Source organism: Croceicoccus marinus, assembly GCF_001661675.2.
Lineage (GTDB): Bacteria > Pseudomonadota > Alphaproteobacteria > Sphingomonadales > Sphingomonadaceae > Croceicoccus > Croceicoccus marinus.
This window is the reverse complement of sequence record NZ_CP019603.1, coordinates 59407-79247: the sequence shown is the minus strand read 5'-3', so window position 1 is coordinate 79247 and position 19841 is coordinate 59407. Positions and strand designations below refer to the sequence as shown.

The window sequence follows — 19841 nt, the reverse complement described above, 5'->3', positions numbered from 1 at the left end:
CATGATGGACGGGATGTCATTCGATTACATCGTGGTCGGTGCCGGCTCGTCGGGCTGCGTCCTTGCCAACAGGCTGAGCGCGAACCCAGCCAACAGGGTGCTGCTTATCGAATGCGGCCCCGATGACAACAGCCCGCTGATCCGCATGCCGCGCGGTGTGGGCAAGCTGCTCGATCCGGCCAATCCGCACGTCTTTGCCTATGGCGTCACCCCGGCTGGCAACCAGCCCGAGGAAACATGGCTGAAGGGCCGCGGTATTGGTGGTTCCAGTTCGGTAAACGGCATGGTCTACATGCGCGGCGCACCGCAGGATTATGATGACTGGAAAAGGGCCGGTTGCGACGGGTGGGGCTGGGACCGCATGGGCCCGCATTTCGTCGCGCTGGAGGATCACGCGCTGGGCGCGGCCGCGTGGCGCGGCACGGGCGGACCATTGCGCATTTCGGTGGCAAGGCATGGCAATCCGGTTACCGATGCGATATTGCGCGCGGGCGCCGAAATGGGCGTTCCGACCGTCAGCGATGTGAACGCGGTCGATGTCGTCGCGGACGAGGGCATGGGATATCAGGCCACCACCACGTGGAAGGGAGAGCGCTTCTCTGCCGCGCGGGCTTTTCTCGACCCGGCCCGCAAACGGCCCAACCTTTATGTCCTGACCGGCAAATCCGCCGAAAGGATCGCCTTCGAAGGCACCCGCGCCGTGGGCATCGTGGTCGAAGGCAGGACCATCGGCTGCGAGGGTGAAATCATCCTCTCCGCCGGAGCGGTCGAATCGCCCCGTTTGCTGGAGCTTTCCGGCATCGGCGATGCGCAGCGGCTGAAGTCTCTGGGCATCACGGTCACGGCGCATAGCCCCCTTGTGGGGGAAAACCTGCGCGAGCATCGCTATGTCGCGATCGACTGGCGCATCCGCGGCCACAGTTCCAACCAGAAGCTGAGCGGAATCGGTCTGATATCCTCGGTCATGCAATATCTGTTGCTGCGCCGGGGAGCGATGACCGACGCCGCGCATGAGGTCGGCGGGTTCATCAAGACTGCGCCGGACCTCGACCGTCCCGATGCGCAGATTGGTTCGATGATGGTCACCATGAAGCAGGATGCGCGCGGCAGGGTCGTGCTGGACGATTTTCCCGGCATGCGCCTGCTGGGCTATTTCACCCGGCCCGAGAGCCGCGGATCGACGCATATCCGGTCGGCCGACCCCGCTGCCCCGCCGCAAATCGATGCCAATCATTTCAGCAAACAGCTGGACCGCGACAGGGCGCTGGCCCTGTTCAAATGGATACGCCGTTTCGGGGGCCAGCACGCGCTTTCGCCATGGATCGTCGAGGAGGTCGGACCTGCGGCGCAGGTCCATTCGGACGAGGACATCCTGGCAAACCTGCTCCAGCTTGGCGGGACGTCCTTCCATATCGCCGGCACGGCGGCGATGGGCGCCGAAGCAGGGAGCGTGCTCGATCCGCAATTGCGCGTGCGCGGCGTGACCGGTCTGCGCGTTTGCGACACCTCCATCATGCCCACGCTGGTCTCGGGCAATACCAATGCACCGGCGATGGCCATCGCCATGAACGCCGCGGACATGATTCTCGGCAGGGACACAAACCGATGAGCACCGCCTTTACCGATATTTCGAAGCTCTACATCGATGGCGGCTGGCACGCGCCAGAGGCCGGAACCGAGCCTGTGATCAATCCCGCCACCGAAGAAATCCTCGCCCATGCGCCCGTCGCTTCGCCACAACAGGTCGAACTGGCCATTGCTGCCGCCCGCGAAGCTTTCGACCACGGCCCGTGGCCCAAGATGTCGATGGCCGAGCGCGCCGACATGATCGAGAAGATGGCGCGGGCGCTGCGGGCAAGACAGGGCCGCATCGCCGAGCTGATCGTGGCCGAAGTCGGCTGCGCGGCAGGTGTGACCCAGCTGATGCAGGTCGACAATCCGTTGCGCCTGCTAGAAGCTGCGATCGGCCATGCACGGCGCGACCGTCCCGAACGGCTGCCCATAGATATCACACCCAATCCTTTCGTCCCGGATGGTCCACGCTCGATCGGCGGAACAACGGTGGTTTGCGAGCCGATCGGCGTCGTTTCCGCTATAACCGGCTATAATTTTCCGTTCCTGCTCAACCTTGCGAAAATCGGCCCAGCCCTGCTCGCCGGTTGCGCGCTGGTGCTGAAACCGTCGCCGTTCACGCCTTTTTCGGCGTTGCTCTTCGGCGAGGTGGCGGACGAGATCGGCCTGCCGCCCGGCGTGGTCAACATCGTGACCGGCGGGATCGAAGAAGGCCGGTTGCTTTGCACTGACGAGCGGATCGATATGGTGACCTTCACTGGATCGGAAGGAGTGGGCGCCCAGATCATGGGGCAGGCCGCGCCCACGCTGAAGAAGATCCATCTGGAACTGGGCGGCAAATCGGCGCTGATCGTGCGCGAGGACGCCGATGTCGAGCGCGCCGCCGCCATGGCCGCAACCCTTATTTCCATCAACGCCGGCCAGGGCTGCGCCATTCCCACGCGTTTCCTCGTCCACGAAAGCCTGCGACCTGCTTTTGCCGCCACCGCGGCTGCCGTCGCCGCGCAGATCAGCATCGGTAATCCGGCCGACCCTTCGATCCGCATGGGCCCGCTGATCCGCGAAAGCCAACGCAGCAAGGTGGAGCATTTCATCGGGCTGGGACAGTCCGCCGGCGCGACGCTTGTGTGTGGCGGAGGCCGTCCTGACGGTCTCGACAAGGGATATTTTACCGAGGTTACCCTATTCGACGACGTGACCAACGACATGGCCATCGCGCAGGAAGAGATTTTCGGACCGGTCGGCTGCATCATCGGCTTCTCCACGGACGAGGAGGCCATCCGCATCGCCAACGAGTCCCGCTATGGCCTGAATGGCGCGGTCGAAACGGCCGATGCCGCAAAGGGATACGAGATGGCCTTGCAGATCAGGGCCGGCAGCGTGTCGCTGAATGGCGGGACGGGCACGATGAGCGACGCCCCCATCGGCGGATACAAGCGGTCCGGCATCGGGCGCGAATATGGTCCCGGATGGCTGCGCGAATATCAGCACGAAAAATCGATTTTCTATCCGATTGGCCGATAACGCGATCGAACGGAGAAAGCGCCATGCAAGATACAGTCATCGTGACACTGGAATTGGCCTTGAAGCCCGAACTTGTCGACGATTTCTGCGAGCAAATCCCCGAAGCTCTGAAGGATACGAGGGAGTTTCCGGGCTTTGTCGATATCAGCATTCGCCACAATGCCGACGATCCCAATCGCGTCATCTTTATCGAGGAATGGGCGTCGCGGGCCGACCATGAAGCCTATGTCGCATTTCGGACCAAAAGCGGCGTGATGGACCAAATGGCAGCCATGCTGACCAGCCCGCCACGGACGGAATATTGGGACCGGAACATCGTGTGATCCGGTCGTGGCTGTGAAATTGGGGGAGAGGCAGAAAACATGAACATCAATTGCGGGATCGATACCGGGCTCAGCGCCCAGGACGAACGCTCGATCAGTGCCGTACTGATCGCCTATGCAAGCGCCATAGACTTGCGGGACTGGGACTTGTTCCGCAGTTGCTTCATCGCCGATTGCCAAGCCGATTACGGAGACTTTGGCAGCTGGCAGAATATCGCCGACTTTACCGATTACATGCGGGAAGCCCATGCGCGGCTGGGCCCGACGCTGCACCGGATCAGCAATATCAAGCTGACCAATGCCCAAGCCGGTGCCAATGCAACCAGCTATGTCGATGCGCTGCTGAGCCCGGAAAACAAGCAGGGTCCGATGCATCGCGGGATCGGCTCATACGATGACTTCATTGTCCGGACGAGCGATGGCTGGAAGATTGCGCGGCGCACTTTCACGGCGTTAATCATCGGATCGGAGAGGGATCAGGCATAATGCTGGATGGAAAAGTCGCTGTAGTGACAGGTGCCTCTGCGGGAATTGGGGCCGCGACGGCTCATATTCTCGCATCGGCTGGAGCGCGGGTTCTGCTGGTGGCGCGGCGGCAGGACCGGCTTGAAACGTTGCAGCAGGAAATCGGGGATGCTGCGCAATTCATGGCGCTCAACCTGTCCGATCCGTCGTCCGCGAGCGCGTTGCTGGACCATGCGCTGGCAGCGTTTGGCAAGGTCGACATCCTTGTGAACAATGCGGGGATCCTGCGCACCAGTCACCACGATGATTTCGATCTGGACGAACTCGACCGGATGATCGCGGTGAACTATTCGGCCGTCGTCCGCGCCAGCATATTGTTCGCCCGGCATATGAAGGCGCAGGGAGTTGGCCAGATCGTGAACGTGTCAAGCATTGGCGCCGGCATCGCCGCAGCCGGTACCGGCATATACGGGGGGCTGAAACTGGCGCTGGAGCGCTTTACCGAGGTGCTGCGGGTCGAGCTTGCCGGTTCCGGTGTCCGGGTCGGGCTGGTCTCGCCAGGCACGACTTCGACCGAGATCTTCGAAGACATGAAGTCCAGGGGCCAGCCCGGCTGGGACGAATTTCTACCGGCAATGCAGGCCGGGGATATTGCCCGCGCAATCCGCTTCATGTGCGAGCAGACGGGCAATGCCAATGCCGCACGCATGCACATCTATGCCACGTCGGAAACGTTCTGACGCGCAGCTTCACTCCAGTCGTGCATAGGCCGAGATGTCGAAGGGCTTGAAAGCCTCGCCTTCCTTGGCCTTTACCACCCATTGCGGGTCCATCAGCAAGGCCCGACCGATCGCCACCAGATCAAATTCGCCTGCTTCGAACCGGCGGACAACCTCGTCCAGATTGTCGAGAACGGTGGTCTGCTGCGTGAAACTGGCTGCCAGTTCCTTGTCGAAGCCGATGCCGCCGACCGTCATGGTCGGGCGACCGGACAGGCGGCGTATCCAGCCGGCAAGTCCCATGTCGGAATCGGCGAACGCCGGGCGGGAGAATACCCGCGTGCTGACATCGAAAATATCGACCCCGGCTTCGGCCAGGGCCTTAACGATAACACCAAGGCCTTCGGGCGTATCGGCAAGCTGCGCATCGTAATCCTGCAGCTTCCATTGCGATATGCGGAATATGATCGGCATATCGGGGCCGACGGCTTCGCGGACCGCCTCGACAACCTTGACAGGAAAACGCGTTCGGCGAGCGACGTCCCCGCCCCAATCGTCATCGCGGTTGTTCATCTGCTCCCACATGAAGCTGTCGAGCAGATAGCCATGCGCACCATGTAGCGCGATCCCGTCAAATCCCACGTCCTTGGCATTGGCTGCACTGCGTGCGAAGGCAGCGACGACATCGGCGATATCGTCTTCATCCATGTTTCCCGGATGGAGCGAGCGCGCTTCGGGATGGGGCGGGCTGGCGTCCTTGCGCACGGCGCCCATGTGCCACAATTGTGGCACGATCCGGCCACCACCCTTGTGCACCCGGTCAACGACATTGCGCCAGCCCTGCAGGGCGGCATCGCCATGCAGGACAGGAATGTCCTTTTCGCCCATGCTGCCCTCACCGATGGCCGAAGGATGATCGACGCCGATCCCTTCGGTTACGATCAACCCGACATCGCTGGCCGCGCGGCGCGCGTAATAATCGGCAACATTCTCACCCGGAATGCCCCCGGGACTGAACTGCCGCGTCATCGGCGACATTACGAAGCGATTAGGCACCTGCAACGTCTTACACGAGAATGGTGAAAACAGCGGATTCAATTCGGTACGCATCGCTCGCCCCCTTTTCTGAAGGCGACCGTCGCCGAGGCCAAGGCATATCTGCCCTGTCAACCGATAGGGAAATTCATCAAGGGGGCAGAGGAGAAAGCGCGCACCCCCTCCTCAGCCTGTTCTCCTCAGGCGTCGACCACTGCCAATGCGGATTGCGGGCAGGCATCGGCCCCTTCGCGCGCCTTGTCCTCCAGACCCTCTGGCACGATCTCGTCATCGACATAGACGATGCCATGTTCGTCGAGCTTGTACACTTCCGGGCAGATTTCCGCGCAGACGCCATAGCCGCAGCAAGCGGGCTTGTTGATCACGACCTTGAGTTTACCGTTTCCAGACATCGACCTCTCCAATCTCCTCGATTTGCCTTTAACGCCCTTTTACATATTGAACAGATATTATTCAATGTGTATAACGCGAATCAATCAGAAAATGTTTGCTACGGAGAGAAGGCTGCGATGCTCCAGAAATCCAAACTCGTGTTGCGCGACGGAACGTCGCTTGACGATCTAATCATGCGTGAGAGCAACGAAGTTTCGCTCCGCGTTATGACCGACGAAGAGCTCTACAAGCTTGAGATGGAGAAGATTTTCGCCAAGACTTGGCTGCTGCTCGGTCACGAAAGCGAGATTCCGGAGGCGGGCGATTTCATCGTACGCGACATGGCCGAAGACAACGTCATCGTGGCCCGCGGACAGGACGGGGACGTTCATGTTTCCCTGAATGTCTGCCCGCACCGCGGCATGCGCGTGTGTCTTGGCGAAGCAGGCAACAAGCGCGTCCACCAGTGCATCTATCACGGCTGGGCCTTCCGCCCGAACGGCGATTTCATCGGTGCGCCGGTCGAACGCGAAAAGATGCATGGCAATGACGTCGACAAGAAAACGCTGGGTCTGAAGAAGGCCAGGGTGCATCTCTACGGCGGGCTGATCTTCGCCACCTGGAACGTCGACGGACCTTCGTTCGACGAGTATCTCGGCGACATCAAATATTACATGGACCAGCTTTTCTGCCGCACCAATCGCGGCCTCGAACTGCTCGGCCCGCCGCAGCGTTTCACCCTCCCCTGCAACTGGAAGGTTCCCGGCGAGCAATCGGGTTCGGACGGCTTCCACACCTTGACCCTGCACCGCTCGCTGATGGAAGGCGGAGTCATGGGCGGCACGGCCGAGACGATCTATGATCAGGCACCCGGCATGTATGGCGTCGATGTTTCATGCGAGCAGGGCCATTCGCTGCGCTGCCTTGAGGCGGAAAAGACCTTCAAGATGTTCGCGGACGTGCCGTTCGAAGGCAAGTCCACGCGCGAGCGTCTGGAATTGCTCACCCCGCCGGGCATCACCAAGGACATGATCCCCGAACTTTTCGAGAACCTGACCGAAGATCAGGTTGCCCAGCTGGCAACCATTCCGCCGCAGGTCGGCGGCATGTTCCCCAACATCCTGATCGCCTTCATTTTCGCCCCGCGCACGGACGGGGGATCTTCTGGTGCCCTATCGCTGCATGCCTATGTGCCCAAGGGTCCGGACAAGGTGGAATTTGTGAATTATCTGTTCGCGGAGAAGGATGCGCCCGAACAGATGAAGCGCGACATGCTGCAGAACTCGATCTGGAATACCGGCACCTCCGGCGTGATCGAACAGGATGATGCCGACGTCTGGCCTGTAATCATGAAGAATGCGCGGGGCGCGGTCAGCAAGGACATGACGCTCAAGTATCAGGCCCTTCACGGCCACGAACGGCCCGAAGGCTGGGTTGGCGAAGGCTTGCTTTATCCCGGCTTCACCAAGGACGACACGCAGTGGAACTGGTGGCTGGCCTATTACGACCTGATGGACGCGGTTTGAGCGGGGGAGATCAAGACATGACCTGGATTACCAAATCGACCGCCGCCCCCGATTCCACCACGATCCTTCGCGGCCTGGTTTCCAAGAAGCGCGTGCCGCTGGGCTCGGAAATCTATAACCGGCTCCTAGAGACGCTGTATGACGAAGCCGCCGCTCTCGACGAGCGCCGGATCGATGACTGGATCGCGATGCTTGCGCCGGACATCATCTATCAGGCGCCGATCCGCCTGACGCGTACCGGTCCGAACCGCGACCGTGACGTCATGCGCACGATGTTCCATTTCGACGAGAATTACGATTCGCTCGTGATGCGTTCAGGGCGTTTGCAGAAAAGCGCATGGGCCGAAGATCCGCCGTCGCGTTGTCGCCGTTTCGTGACCAATGTCCGCGTGGGCGAGCTCGACACGCCGGGCGAATATGAAGTCGTCAGCTATCTCTTTCTCGAACGTAGCCGCGGCGACAGTCCGGAAAACGAGAATACCACCGCCGAACGCCGCGATGTCTGGCGCGAAGTGGACGGCGAATACAGGCTGGCCCGCCGCGAGATCATCGTCGATCAGTCGGTGCTCGGCATGTCCAATTTCGCGGTGTTCCTGTAAATTGCATGGGCACGTCTGCAACATCTACTGTGGTGGTCGTCGGTAGCGGCCTTGCGGGCTTCGGGGTCCTGCGCGAATTGCGCAGGCTCTCGCCCGAGGCCCGGCTCGTCATGGTGACGCTGGAGGACGGGCATTTCTATTCCAAGCCCGCCCTATCCACGGCGCTCGCCAAGGGTAAGACAAGCGAAACGCTGGTCACGACCCCGGCCGAAAAGATGATCGCCAATCTCAAGCTCGATGCTCGCATCGGGCGCGAGGCAGAGGCCATCGACCGTGCCGGCAAGGCGCTTTTGACCACTGGCGGACCGATCCAGTACGATTCCCTGATCCTGGCAACCGGCGCCGAGCCGGTTCGACCGCAGATCGGTGGCGATGCCGCGCATCGCGCCATTTCGGTGAACCAGCTCGAACATTACGATCGCTTTCGCAAGGAATTGCCAGATGGCGCGCGCGTCCTGATCATTGGCGCAGGTCTTGTCGGAACCGAATTCGCCAACGACCTGATCACCAACGGCTACCGGCCGATCGTCGTCGATATGCTGGATAATCCCCTCGCGCAGCTCGTCCCGCCCGCGGTGGGCGAGAAGGTGCGCGATACGCTGCAGGAAAAGGGTGTGGAGTGGCATCTAGGCCGCAAGGTCGACGCCATCGACTATCTCCAGCCCTCGCCCGGATATGTCGCCACACTTGATGACGGTACGCGGGTAGAGGCGGATGTCGTTCTGTCCGCCGTCGGGCTGCGCCCGAACGTCGAACTGGCCCGCGAAGCCGGGCTGGAAATCGGCCGCGGCATAAAGGTCAATGAATTCGGGCAAACGAGCGACCGCGACATATACGCGATCGGCGATTGCGCCGAATATCCCAACGGCCTTGCCGCCTATGTCACGCCGATCATGGCAGCGGCCCGCGGGATTGCGCCCAGCGCGTTGGGCACGCCGACCCAGATCAGATTCCCTCCCCTTTCGGTGCAAGTGAAGACGACCGTGTTCCCGATCAACCTGCTGCCGCCTGCGATGGCTTTGCGGGGCGAGTGGCGGCAGGTGGAAAGTGACGCAGAGGGCGACAAGCATCTGTTCGTCGATAGCGACAACAGGGTTCAGGGTTACGTCCTGACACAGGGAAAATGCGAACAACGCATGGAAATGGATAAATTGATGGGGAAATGGCATGAGCGGAATGCTCGAAGGTAAAGTGGCAATCGTAACGGGCGGGGCGAAGGGCCTTGGCCATGGCATTTCGCGTCGTCTGGCGCGCGAAGGCGCTTCGCTACTCATTACTGGGCGCGACGGTGCTGCGACCGAACGGGTGGCCGAAGAGATCCGCAAGGAATTCGGAACCGGTGCAGTCGGCATGTCCGCCGATATGGGCATCAAGGATGACGTGCTGGCCATGGTGCAGCGCGCGGTGGATGAATTCGGCGGCCTCGATATTCTGGTCAATAATGCTTCGTTATTGTCTGACGGTGTCCTGCTGGAGCACAAGACGGACGAGATGCTCAAGCGCACGCTGGAAATTGGCATCTGGGGTAACTGGTGGGCCATGCAGGCCGCCTTTCCGCACATGAAGGCACGCGGCGGCGGTTCGGTTATCAATTTCAGCTCCATCGACGCGCAGACCGGGGCGTGGCTCCACAGCGACTACAACATCAACAAGCTTGGCATCGTCGGGTTGACACGTAGTGCCGCGGTTGAATGGGGCCGCTTCAATGTCCGCGTTAATGCCATCGCTCCGACCGGCCTTGGTCAGGTCTTCGCAAAGCTGGTCGACGAGGTTCCAGGCTTTCTTGAAAATGTCGTTGCGACCAATCCGCTGAAACGCGCGGGCGACCCTGAAAACGACATCGGTCCGGTCGTCGTGTTCCTTGCTTCGGACATGTCGCGCTTCGTCACTGGCGAAATGATCAATGTCGATGGCGGACAGAACCTGCCCGGCTATGTCAGCATCCCCCACAATCTCAAAGAACTTGAAAAGGGGGAAACATGAAGTTCCAGCCTGAATTTGCCGCCTCTGCCGAGGTAGGAGACGATTTTGTTATGTCTCCCAGCGTCATAAAGATCCTGTCGGGAGCGCTGGATGCCATAGCCGAGCGCGGCGTCAGGCGCCTTTCGATGAGCGACATCATCGAAGCGAGCGGCGTCTCGCGCGGCACGCTTTATCGCTATTTCTCCAGCAAGGACGACGTACTTGCCGCAGTCGCAGAGTTTGTCTGCATCGGGTTCGAAAATGGCATTCGCGAAGCGGCGGAAGGCATCGATGACCCGATCGAACGGTTCCGGCAGGTGATGCAGTTCTATGCGCGCTACACCAATGAGAATTCCCCCGATCGCGTTTTCGAAGTCGAACCGCGGTTTCACCTGTCGTTCTTCCGCAGTAGGTTTGCCCGATACAAGCTGGCCGTCCATTCGGCGTTGGAACCTACCTTCAAATATATCGAGGCAAAGCTTGGCAAGACTATAAATGCCATAGCTTTCGTTGAAATACTTGTTCGCCTCCAGTTGAGCACCCTTCTGGTGCCAGCCGACGAGAACTGGTTGATGCTCTGGAATGAAAGCGCGGACAGCCTTGAAAAATGGCTACTCGACACCGCCGACCAGACTGTCTGAATAATCGAAAGGATGCATGAAATGGCTACTTTGGCAAAAGCACCTCTTGAGCAAGTTTGCGGATGGGCTGATAAATCCGTCGCAGACAAGCTTGTCGCCCGCGCGAAAGAACTTCGCCCGTTCCTGGCCGAGCAGGCGCCCGAAGGGGAAAAACGCCGCAGCCCGACGGAGGCGGTTGACCGAATGCTCAAGGAAGAAGGTTTCCTGCAACTGATCGTGCCGCAACGCCTCGGCGGCTTTGGCCTTTCGCCCACCGATTTCTCCCGCGTCCAGATGGAGATCGCCAAAGGCGACCCGGCAGTAAGCTGGGTCATGCAGATCATCAATGGCACTACCTGGGTCACCAGCCTTGCGCCGGACAGCGTGCAGGACGCTGTTTTTGCCGACGGACCGCAGCCGGTGTGCGGCGCGTATAACCCGCCCGGCAAGGCGCGCAAGGTTGACGGCGGCTGGATTATCAATGGCGCGTGGCCCTATATGTCGGGTTCGCGACAGGCGACTTGGACGCAACAGGGCGTCGTTCTCGAGGATTACGACGGCCCCGTCGTACCCGGCATCAACATGTGCTACATTCCGATGAGCGAATTCGAGATCAAGGATACTTGGTTCGTCAGCGGCATGCAGGGCACCGGTTCCGACACCGCGATTGCAAAAGACGTTTTCATTCCTGACAGCCAGATGGCTTTGATGAATGAACGCACCGGACAAATCGATCCCACCAAGAAACATTTCGGCGCGCCGTCGGACCTTGTTCCCGCAGTTCCGATGGTGCGGACCACCGGTCTTGCCCAGCTTATCGGCGCGGTCGAAGCCATGCTTGAGATCGTGACAGCGGAATCGGGCAAACCCGTCCTTACCACGACGATCGGACCGCGCACTGGATCGGGTGCATATATGCGCGATCTGGGTGAAGCTGCCGCATTGGTCGAAACTGCCAAGACCATCCTGTTCAGCCTTGCCGCAAAGCTCGATCGGGTCGGAATGGGTGAAGAGTTCACGGCTGAGGAAAAGGTTCGCCATCGTGCGATGGGCGGCCAGATCGTCGAATCGATCCACGCGGCCAGTGAATCGCTCATGTTCCAGGCCGGTTCGTCGGGCTTTTCGCTCGATAAGCCGATCAACCGTTACTGGCGCGACATTTCGATGGCGCTTCGGCACATCCAGAACATTCCCACGATCGGCTATGAAATTCAGGGCCGCGCCCTTGCCGGTGGCGATCCAATAGCACCTCCGGGCTCTTACTAAGGCGGGACAGGAAAGACCATCGCCCGGTCATAGGTCGGGCGATCGGTCGTCTGTTTGTTTAATCCGCGTCAGAGGATCCGGCAGGCATGCTCAAACCGCAATCGCGGATTACGAGGAAACAAGCTCGTCCTGTCACCATATCCTAGGGCGCAGATGAAATTCGCTTCCCAGCGGCCATCGGGAAAAAAAGCGCGGTTCAGCGCCTCTGCATCAAAGCCCGACATGGGCCCGCAATCCAATCCCAATCCTCTCGCCGCGACAATCATATACGCTCCCTGCAGCGGCACGTTGCGCGCCAGCAGATCGTCGACAACCGCGGTCTTTCCCGCAAAGGCCGACGCGAAATCGCGCGACGGAAACAGCTTGGGCATCTCCTCGTAAAATCGGGTATCCGCTGCGACAATGGCGGTGACCGGCGCGGAGCGAACCTTGGCGATGTTCCCCTCGTTCACGCAGGCCAGCAACCGCTCCTTCGCCTCTTCCGATGTAACGAAGACAAACCGCGCCGGGCAGGAATTGGCCGAGGTGGGGCCCCATTTCAGATGATCGTATAATTCATGCAGCAATGCAGAGGGCACGGGCCTGTCGGTATAGCTGTTGAAAGTGCGCGCCTCCGCAAAAATCGTGTCATGTTCTGCTGCCATCATTTACCCCTCGTATTGATGCCATGGTTTTCCCACCAGTGCATCAGCGACTGGATCGTCGCCTCAAGCTCACGCGTGGCATCGGTCATCGAATATTCAACGCGGGGCGGCACCTCGGCATAGACTTTTCGCGTGATCAGCCCGTCCGCCTCAAGCTCGCGCAGCTGCTTGGTCAGCACATGCTGCGAAACACCGCGAATGGTTTTCTGCAATTCCCCGAAACGATGGGTGCGATGATACAGCAGCCACAATATCTCAAGCTTCCACTTGCCTGAAATCATCGTCAACGCGCGGCGAAGCGCCTCGTATTCTTCGGGACTGACATCCCGCCCGACAGCATTGGCATCAGACGTAGTCATGTAAAGGTGACTAACCCCATAAAAGTGATCCTACTTGTTGGGTTGAGGTGTAGGTTATAGTCCCGGCTTTGAAAACAACGGTCTGACCGGTCCCTGCTGCGCAAGCGGATCGCGTCGCCAGAAATTGGGAGCCAGTAATGCAGCCAGTGATGCCCGAACCCGTCATTCCGGAGCATGTGCCTGCCGCGCTTGTGAAGAATTTCCCCTATATTTTCGGCATGACCACGCGCGAGGAACCGCATCGCACGTGGGCGCCCCGGATCCACGCCGAAGAGCCCGACATCTTCTTCGCACCCCACGCCTATCCCGGTGGAACGCCGGCGTGGGTGGTGCGGCGCATGGACCATCTTCGCGAGGTCTATTTCGATACCGACACCTTCTCCAGCAAGGATTTCTCTCCCTTCGCCAAGCTGATTGGCGAAAGCTGGATCAACACGCCGGTGGAAATCGATCCGCCGAACCACGCCAAGTATCGCAAGATGGCCAACCCGCTGTTCACCCCCAAGGCGGTATCCGCGCTCGATGACAAGATCCGGCAATACGCGGTGGATTACGTCGAAGCCTTTCGCCAGCGGGGCGAATGCGAATTCATGGCGGAGTTCGCGTTTGAATTCCCGATCAAGGTTTTCCTCCAACTGATGGATTTCCCGCTCGATCACACGCGGCGTTTCCTTGAATGGGAGTACGACCTGCTCCACGCTTCCGATCTGGGAAAGATCGCCGCGGCGACCCGCAAAGTCGTCGATTTCCTGCGCGAGCAGATAGAGGACCGACGCAAATCGCCTCGCGACGACATCATCAGCTATGCCCTTGCGGTCGACGTGGATGGCGCAAAGCTCAACAATGACGAGCTGGTCGGATTTTCCTTCAACCTGTTTGTCGGCGGGCTGGATACCGTCTCCACCAACATGGGCCTGCAATTCGCGCATCTCGCGCGCGAGCACGACGATCAGGAATTCCTCCGCCGCAATCCAGAGGAAATCCCGCATGCCATCGACGAACTGATGCGCGCCTATGCCGCGGTGACCACGTTCCGCACCTGCACCCGCGAAACCGAATTCCACGGAGTAAGGATGATGCCCGGCGATAAAGTGATGATGAGCACCACGCTGGCCGGGCGCGATCCGGCAGAGTTCGACAACCCCGACAAAGTCGATTTCGGGCGCAGGCCGCGTCATGTTTCCTTCGGCTATGGCCCGCACACCTGCATCGGCATGCATCTGGCGAAGCGCGAGATGCGGATCGCGGTCGAGGAGTTTCTCGGCCGCATCCCGCAGTTCAGTATCAAGCCTGGCCACCAGCTTGAATATCATCTGGGCATGATCCAGCCCGTCACCCTGCCGCTCGTCTGGGACGTCTAATGAGCGCTGGCGAGTTCGCAGGCAAGGTCGTCCTCGTCACCGGCGCGGCATCGGGCCTTGGCCGCGCCGCCAGCATCCGCTTCGCCCGCGAAGGCGGCAGGGTATGCCTTGTCGACATCAATGCCGACGGGCTGGCGGAAACCGCGCGGCGGATAGAGGAGGCCGGAGGCGAATGCGCCAGCATGGCGGGCGATCTGGGCGATCCGGCGGTTTGCGCACAGGCTGTCGCAACAGCGGTCGGCGCCTTCGGCGGCCTCGACGTTTTGTGCAATATCGCGGGCATCCTGCGCTTTCACGCGCTGGAGGATGTCACGACGCAAGACTGGAACACGCTGTTTGCGGCCAATGTATCGGGCCCGTTCTTCATGATGCAGGCAGCCATGCCGCATCTGGTGGAAAGCCATGGCAATGTCGTTAACGTGGTGTCGAGCGCGGCGTTTCTGGGCCAAGCCTATACCGCGCCCTATGGGGCGACCAAGTCGGCGCTACTCAGCCTGACAAAGTCGCTGGCGATGGAGTTCATGCACAAGCCGGTCCGCATCAACGCGCTGGCGCCGGGCGCAATGCTGACCGGAATGGTCGATGGCCTTGCATTTCCCGAACATGCGGACCAGTCGCTTATCAGCCGTTACATCAGCCTTCGTCCGCCCTCGCAGCCCGAGGATATCGTCGAGCCCTTGCTGTTTCTGGCGTCGGATCGCGCCCGTTCCGTGCACGGCGCGTGCCATGTTGCAGATAGTGGCATAACCGCCGGTTAAGCCCGCCTTCCCTTTCCTGCGATAGGTGGAGCCGCGGTGCCAAGCGGCTTTTACCGTCGTCAAAGCCTGCTGCTGGACGTCCATCTCCGTAACCGGTTCGGACGCTTCCGCGAAAGCTGGCCTGCACCGCATGGATTGGAAAGTGAAATGACCGGCAAATATAATGCAATGCTCGACCAGATGGTCAGGGATTACTCGCTCGTCACCCACGGCTATTCGGGTGCCGCACCCGCCAACCCCTATCCGATGTTCGAGGAAAAGCGCGCCAAGTGCCCCGTGATGCACGGCGACCTGCTGCAGGAAAACAGCATTCCCAGCATGGCCGACTATATGATGACGGGCCGCCCTGTGGTGACGCTCTACCGCTATAATGACATCCATTCGGTGTTGATGAACCCCGACGACTGGCTCAGCTATATCGTCGGTGACGGGTTCGGGGCGGCAGTCGACAATCTGTTGCTCACCGCGATGGATGGCGAGGAACACACCAAATACCGCAAGACGCTGCAAAAGCCGTTCATGCGCGGCCAGATCCGCAAGCTGATGGAAACGCTGATCCGTCCGGTGGTTGTGAACGAATTCGTCGAGAAACTGCGCCCCAACGGCAAGGCGGACCTGCTGCGCGAGTTTGCCCTGCCCTTCCCCATTCGCGCGATGTATGCCTATTTCGGCTTTCCGCATGACGAAGACCTGCTGGGCAATCTGGCAAGCTGGGCCATTCAGGTCGTCGCCGCCCCGCAGACCGATCCCGAAGTCGCCAAGGTCACCATCCCCCAATCGATGGTCGCCGGGCAATCCATGTTCGAAACGCTGATGCCGATCGTGCAGCAATATCGCGCGCGCGGTGAAATGCGTAACGACATCCTCGGCTATATGATGACGACCGAGCATGAGGGCGAGAAGTTCAGCGACGAGGATATCGCGAACTTCATCCGCATGCTGCTGCTGGCCGCAGGCGAAACGACGACCCGCAGCTTTGCCAATATGATGGTACAGTTGCTGGAAGAGCCGGACGTGCTGGAGGAACTGCGCCAGGATCTCAGCCTTGTGCCCAAGGCGGTCATGGAGACCATGCGCCGCGATCCCACGGCCGGCGCGGTTGCCCGTATTGCCGCCCGCGACATGGAAATCGGCGGAATGACCATACCCAAGGGAACGGCGGTGCTATGCTCGATCGCTTCCGCCAACCGCGATCCCGAAGTGTACGATGATCCCGACCGGCTGTGGCTCAAGCGCCCGATGCGGCCGCTGCTGAGTTTTGGCTTTGGGCCGCACATGTGTCTTGGCATGCACATGGCGCTGACCGAGATGGAGGTCGCGCTGGAAGAGATACTCGACCTTCCGGGCCTGCGCTTTGACCCGGCCTATCCCCAGCCCGAAATCCGCGGCCTGAACATGCGCGGGCCTGATGCCCTGCATGTGCTGTGGGATGTCGACGGAGCGTAGGGGATTTGACGGTGGGAATCGACTTGTAAGAAGAATTCCGCGATCTTTAGGGCAATCCAGTTATCATCCGCACGCACTCGCACCTAGATCTGCGAAAGGCTGTGCTGATCGAACCTCGCTTCGCATGGCCTAGACCTATCGATGCCCTTTCCCAAACGATCGCACTATCGCGCTGCATTATATCGGCTATCGCCAGCCCAACATCGCGGCCTGAACCGCCACGCACGATCGGGCGCAAGCGGCAGGACTTGCGATTCCAATGGAGGGCGCGACGGACCGCGCCCGCTTCGCCTATCTCTATACACGCGCGGCGGTCGGAAATTATACCGGAGTCGTCACCGGCAAGACCGCGAACATTGAGCGGGCCGGCAGGCTCCGAGCCTTCCCGCCCGCCCTCCCCTCGATAGGCGGGCGCCACTTCACGTATCTATAGGCTGCGCCGCAAACAGCATCGCCGGGGCCAGCACGCGCCTGCGGCAATTGAAAGGAACAGAAAAGCTTATGCGCAAGATCGACCTGCCCGATTTCGACCGGGCCGCCTTTTCGGGGAAATATGGTCCCTGGGCCGTCATCGCTGGTGCCTCCGACGGCACGGGTGCGTGCTATGCCAGGCAGCTTGCCGCCATGGGCATCAACCTCGTCCTCATCTCGCGCCGGCAAGAGGCGCTCGACGCGCTGGGAAAGCAGCTCGCTTCCGAATACGGTATCGAATTCCGCGCGCTTGTTGCCGATCTGACCGAGCAGGGCGCTGGTGGCCGCATTGTCGAGGAAACCGCCGATCTCGACGTGGGTCTGTACATCTCCAATGCCGGTGCGGACGGGGCGGGCAACAGCTTCCTCGCCTCGCCGGTCGAACGGTCGCTGCGATTGCTGACGATGAACGCCGCCAATGTGCTGGAAGCCACCCACGGCTTTAGCAACCGCTTCCTAAAGCGCGGCAAGGGCGGCATCATCGTCATGTCCTCTGGTGCCGGACTTGGCGGCCAGCCTTGGCTCGTCATGTATTCCGCCACCAAGGCTTTCGAACTGAACTTCGTGGAATCGCTCTGGGCCGAACTTGACGGGCAGAATGTCGATATTCTCGGCATGGGCGCCCCGATCATGGATACGCCTACGCTGCGCAAGTCAACCGAGGGGCTGGGGATGGACTACTCCATCGCCTATGACCCTGACGACGTGTGCGCGCTGGCGCTGGCCAGCTTGGGCAAGGAACCGCTGGTGCTGGTCCCCGACGGACCGGACGAGGCAAAGATCCCGCAGATCCAGTGCGATCGCAAGACCCGCCTGCTGGCCCTGGCAGAATGGGGCAAGGCCTACACCACAACGGCAGACGCCTGAACCATGGCAACGCACCCCAACATTGACGCCGACCAGTTTGACACCGTCGTGATTGGCGCCGGCCACAATGGCATGGCCGCTGCCGGATATCTGGCGCGCGAGGGCAAGAAAGTGCTCGTGGTAGAGCGGCTCGACAAGGTCGGCGGCATGACCAGTTCGGGCTATATGATCCCCGAAGCGCCCGAACACCTCGTCACGCCATGCGCCGTGGAACTGCTGTTCGCCCGCAAATCCGGGATCATCGAGGATTTCGACCTGCCCAAATACGGGCTGCGCACGGTCGATCCCGATCCGACCTACGCCTATCTCCATCCCGATGGCAGTTCGATCGCGCTGTTCTACGATTATCGCCGCACCGCCGAAGACATCGCGCGCATCAATCGCAATGACGGCAAGGCCTATCTGGAGTTCATGAAGACGCTGAACGTCATGATGGACATCGGCTTTCCGATCATGATGTCGGAACCCGGGCGTCCCGACGTGAAGAACATGTCCAAGATGATCGGCAGCGCAGTACGCAACGTGCGGCTGAAGGACGAGCTGGTGGCGCTGTCTAAGGCCACCGCCGACCAGGTCGCATGCGAGCGTTTCGAACATCCGGCGACCATCGCACTGCTGCTGGGCATTGCCGCGGGCGCCGGCCCCGTCGACGACGATGGCAATGCGGCCGCCTATATGATTTTCGCCGTCACCCACAAATATGGCACGGGCAAGCCCATCGGCAGCCTCCAGTCGTTCTCCGACGCGCTGGCGCGCAGTATCGAGGCGTCGGGCGCGCAGATCGAACTCAATGCTCCTGTTGCCGAGATCATCGTCGACGATGGCGCGGCAAAAGGTGTGCGGCTGCAGGATGGCCGGGTCATTCGTTCCAAGATGGTGATCGCCACCTGCGATCCGCGCACGGCCATGCGCCTGACCACGCCTGGCTGCGTGCCCCGCACGTTGATGAAGCGCATCGAGCACGCGCCCGCGAACCGTTCCAATGCCGCCCCCTTCCTCGCCAATCTGGCGATGTCGGGTCCGCTGACGCTGAAGAAGCATCAGGACCTGCGTCACGACGATGCCGATCTCAACAAGGCCGTGGGCCTGATTGGCACGCCCGATGAAGTGCGCGAGTCCTTTGCCGCCGCCCGCCGCGGCGATATTCCGAGGCGACATGCGGTGTCGGTGACGCCACTGTCGAACTCGGACCCGACGCAGGCTCCTCCGGGCGGTTCGCTGGCCTATGTCTACCTCCCCAGCATCGCAGTCGATGCGCGCGAGGGCTGGTCGCAGCAGCTCAAGGATCGCACGATGACGTCGATCAAGACGCAGCTAGGTGAGTTCTATGACGGTCTCGATACCGAAGTGGGCCGGTTCGTCGAAACCGCGCGCGAGCGTGAGAAGCGGCTCAACGTCACCAACGGCTGTGTCACCCACGTCGATTTCGGTGCCCTGCGCGCCGGGGTCCATCGTCCCGCCACAGGCTTTGGCGGGCCCAAGCCGCCATTCCCCGGCTTCCTTATCGGCGGCGCGGGCGCCCATCCGGGCGGCGGCGTATCGGGTATTGCGGGGCGCATCGCGGCCAATCGCGCACTGCGCGAACTCAAGAAGATGAAATAGGAAGGGCCACGATGACGGCGTTCGCCACTTAGATCGGCGAACAGGTGACGGACGCGCCCTACGGCGCACGAAGCCTTGATTGCCGATTAGGCCAATAGCCGCGAAATAAGGGATAAGGATCATGGCTCTAGCCCATCCAACATCAACCGACGCGATTACGCCGGACTACATCAATCTTTTGCTGGCGACCACGAATCCATCCGCATCAGTCACGGCTGTTCGTATACTCGATGCCAAGACTTACGGCGAACAGATGGTATCGACCGCCGGACGCGTTGCGATCGAAGTCGACTATGCCGCCGGATCGCCCGCCGATATTCCGACCCGGC

At 60.7% G+C, this 19841-nt stretch carries 20 protein-coding genes; 16 read left to right on the top strand and 4 right to left on the bottom strand.

Translation table 11 applies throughout. From position 1 onward, the window contains the following. Nucleotides 1-4 precede the first annotated feature (4 nt). Genes A9D14_RS14620 through A9D14_RS14600 form a run of 5 tightly spaced genes read left to right on the top strand, consistent with a single transcriptional unit; the run spans nucleotide 5 to nucleotide 4624 of the window. On the top strand, nucleotides 5-1609 hold the full coding sequence (locus A9D14_RS14620) for a GMC family oxidoreductase (protein ID WP_066850646.1): 1605 nt from the start codon (nucleotides 5-7) through the stop codon (nucleotides 1607-1609). Further along, complete coding sequence (locus tag A9D14_RS14615) at nucleotides 1606-3096, top strand: aldehyde dehydrogenase family protein (protein WP_066849487.1); 1491 nt, start codon at nucleotides 1606-1608, stop codon at nucleotides 3094-3096. The genes A9D14_RS14620 and A9D14_RS14615 overlap by 4 nt, the downstream gene beginning before the upstream one ends. A gap of 23 nt (nucleotides 3097-3119) precedes the next feature. Then, a complete protein-coding gene (locus A9D14_RS14610; RefSeq protein WP_066849484.1) occupies nucleotides 3120-3419 on the top strand; it encodes a putative quinol monooxygenase in 300 nt (99 codons plus the stop codon). Nucleotides 3420-3458: 39 nt separating this feature from the next. Then, nucleotides 3459-3905, top strand: a complete 447-nt coding sequence (locus A9D14_RS14605; RefSeq protein ID WP_066849480.1) for a nuclear transport factor 2 family protein — start codon at nucleotides 3459-3461, stop codon at nucleotides 3903-3905. Then, nucleotides 3905-4624 (top strand): SDR family oxidoreductase, encoded by a 720-nt coding sequence (locus A9D14_RS14600; protein WP_066849477.1) that lies wholly within the window; start codon nucleotides 3905-3907, stop codon nucleotides 4622-4624. Before A9D14_RS14605 ends, A9D14_RS14600 begins: the two co-directional genes overlap by 1 nt. Before the next feature lie 9 nt (nucleotides 4625-4633). Here A9D14_RS14600 and A9D14_RS14595 read toward each other — a convergent pair whose 3' ends face one another. Then, a complete protein-coding gene (locus tag A9D14_RS14595; RefSeq protein WP_066849475.1) occupies nucleotides 4634-5713 on the bottom strand; it encodes an oxidoreductase in 1080 nt (359 codons plus the stop codon). A 125-nt stretch (nucleotides 5714-5838) separates the two neighbouring features. Continuing rightward, on the bottom strand, nucleotides 5839-6051 hold the full coding sequence (locus A9D14_RS14590) for a ferredoxin (RefSeq protein WP_066849472.1): 213 nt from the start codon (nucleotides 6049-6051) through the stop codon (nucleotides 5839-5841). 117 nt (nucleotides 6052-6168) lie between these two features. On the opposite strand from A9D14_RS14590, the gene A9D14_RS14585 reads away from it, so the two are divergent. Genes A9D14_RS14585 through A9D14_RS14560 form a run of 6 tightly spaced genes read left to right on the top strand, consistent with a single transcriptional unit; the run spans nucleotide 6169 to nucleotide 12004 of the window. Then, the gene (locus A9D14_RS14585; RefSeq protein ID WP_066849469.1) at nucleotides 6169-7557 is read left to right on the top strand and encodes an aromatic ring-hydroxylating dioxygenase subunit alpha; all 1389 of its coding nucleotides are present in this window, start codon (nucleotides 6169-6171) and stop codon (nucleotides 7555-7557) included. A gap of 17 nt (nucleotides 7558-7574) precedes the next feature. Next, the gene (locus A9D14_RS14580) at nucleotides 7575-8156 is read left to right on the top strand and encodes an aromatic-ring-hydroxylating dioxygenase subunit beta (RefSeq protein ID WP_066849467.1); all 582 of its coding nucleotides are present in this window, start codon (nucleotides 7575-7577) and stop codon (nucleotides 8154-8156) included. A gap of 32 nt (nucleotides 8157-8188) precedes the next feature. After that, nucleotides 8189-9346, top strand: a complete 1158-nt coding sequence (locus A9D14_RS14575; RefSeq protein ID WP_232469048.1) for an NAD(P)/FAD-dependent oxidoreductase — start codon at nucleotides 8189-8191, stop codon at nucleotides 9344-9346. Beyond that, entirely contained in the window at nucleotides 9324-10139 is an 816-nt protein-coding gene (locus tag A9D14_RS14570; protein ID WP_066849463.1) for an SDR family NAD(P)-dependent oxidoreductase, read from the top strand. Before A9D14_RS14575 ends, A9D14_RS14570 begins: the two co-directional genes overlap by 23 nt. Beyond that, nucleotides 10136-10759 carry a TetR/AcrR family transcriptional regulator gene (locus A9D14_RS14565; protein WP_066849459.1) on the top strand — a complete coding sequence of 208 codons (624 nt, stop codon included), beginning with the start codon at nucleotides 10136-10138 and terminating at the stop codon, nucleotides 10757-10759. The genes A9D14_RS14570 and A9D14_RS14565 overlap by 4 nt, the downstream gene beginning before the upstream one ends. A gap of 21 nt (nucleotides 10760-10780) precedes the next feature. After that, nucleotides 10781-12004, top strand: coding sequence for an acyl-CoA dehydrogenase family protein (locus A9D14_RS14560; protein WP_066850645.1), 1224 nt, complete (start codon nucleotides 10781-10783; stop codon nucleotides 12002-12004). A gap of 68 nt (nucleotides 12005-12072) precedes the next feature. On the opposite strand, the gene A9D14_RS14555 is transcribed toward A9D14_RS14560, so the two are convergent. Both A9D14_RS14555 and A9D14_RS14550 read right to left on the bottom strand, forming a co-directional pair. Then, nucleotides 12073-12651 carry a malonic semialdehyde reductase gene (locus tag A9D14_RS14555; RefSeq protein WP_066849457.1) on the bottom strand — a complete coding sequence of 193 codons (579 nt, stop codon included), beginning with the start codon at nucleotides 12649-12651 and terminating at the stop codon, nucleotides 12073-12075. After that, nucleotides 12648-13007: a winged helix-turn-helix transcriptional regulator gene (locus A9D14_RS14550; RefSeq protein WP_066849455.1), complete on the bottom strand. Its 360-nt coding sequence runs from the start codon at nucleotides 13005-13007 to the stop codon at nucleotides 12648-12650. Before A9D14_RS14550 ends, A9D14_RS14555 begins: the two co-directional genes overlap by 4 nt. Nucleotides 13008-13156: 149 nt before the next feature. Here A9D14_RS14550 and A9D14_RS14545 point away from each other — a divergent pair, with 149 nt between their 5' ends. The 5 genes from A9D14_RS14545 to A9D14_RS14525 all read left to right on the top strand — a co-directional run bounded on the left by A9D14_RS14545 (nucleotide 13157) and on the right by A9D14_RS14525 (nucleotide 19512). Continuing rightward, nucleotides 13157-14368: a cytochrome P450 gene (locus tag A9D14_RS14545; protein WP_232469046.1), complete on the top strand. Its 1212-nt coding sequence runs from the start codon at nucleotides 13157-13159 to the stop codon at nucleotides 14366-14368. Beyond that, a complete protein-coding gene (locus A9D14_RS14540) occupies nucleotides 14368-15126 on the top strand; it encodes an SDR family NAD(P)-dependent oxidoreductase (protein ID WP_066849449.1) in 759 nt (252 codons plus the stop codon). The genes A9D14_RS14545 and A9D14_RS14540 overlap by 1 nt, the downstream gene beginning before the upstream one ends. A 147-nt stretch (nucleotides 15127-15273) precedes the next feature. Beyond that, nucleotides 15274-16572, top strand: coding sequence for a cytochrome P450 (locus tag A9D14_RS14535; protein WP_066849446.1), 1299 nt, complete (start codon nucleotides 15274-15276; stop codon nucleotides 16570-16572). Nucleotides 16573-17073: 501 nt separating this feature from the next. After that, nucleotides 17074-17910, top strand: coding sequence for an SDR family NAD(P)-dependent oxidoreductase (locus tag A9D14_RS14530; RefSeq protein WP_066849443.1), 837 nt, complete (start codon nucleotides 17074-17076; stop codon nucleotides 17908-17910). 3 nt (nucleotides 17911-17913) lie between these two features. After that, on the top strand, nucleotides 17914-19512 hold the full coding sequence (locus A9D14_RS14525) for a phytoene desaturase family protein (RefSeq protein ID WP_066849440.1): 1599 nt from the start codon (nucleotides 17914-17916) through the stop codon (nucleotides 19510-19512). Nucleotides 19513-19841 lie beyond the last annotated feature (329 nt).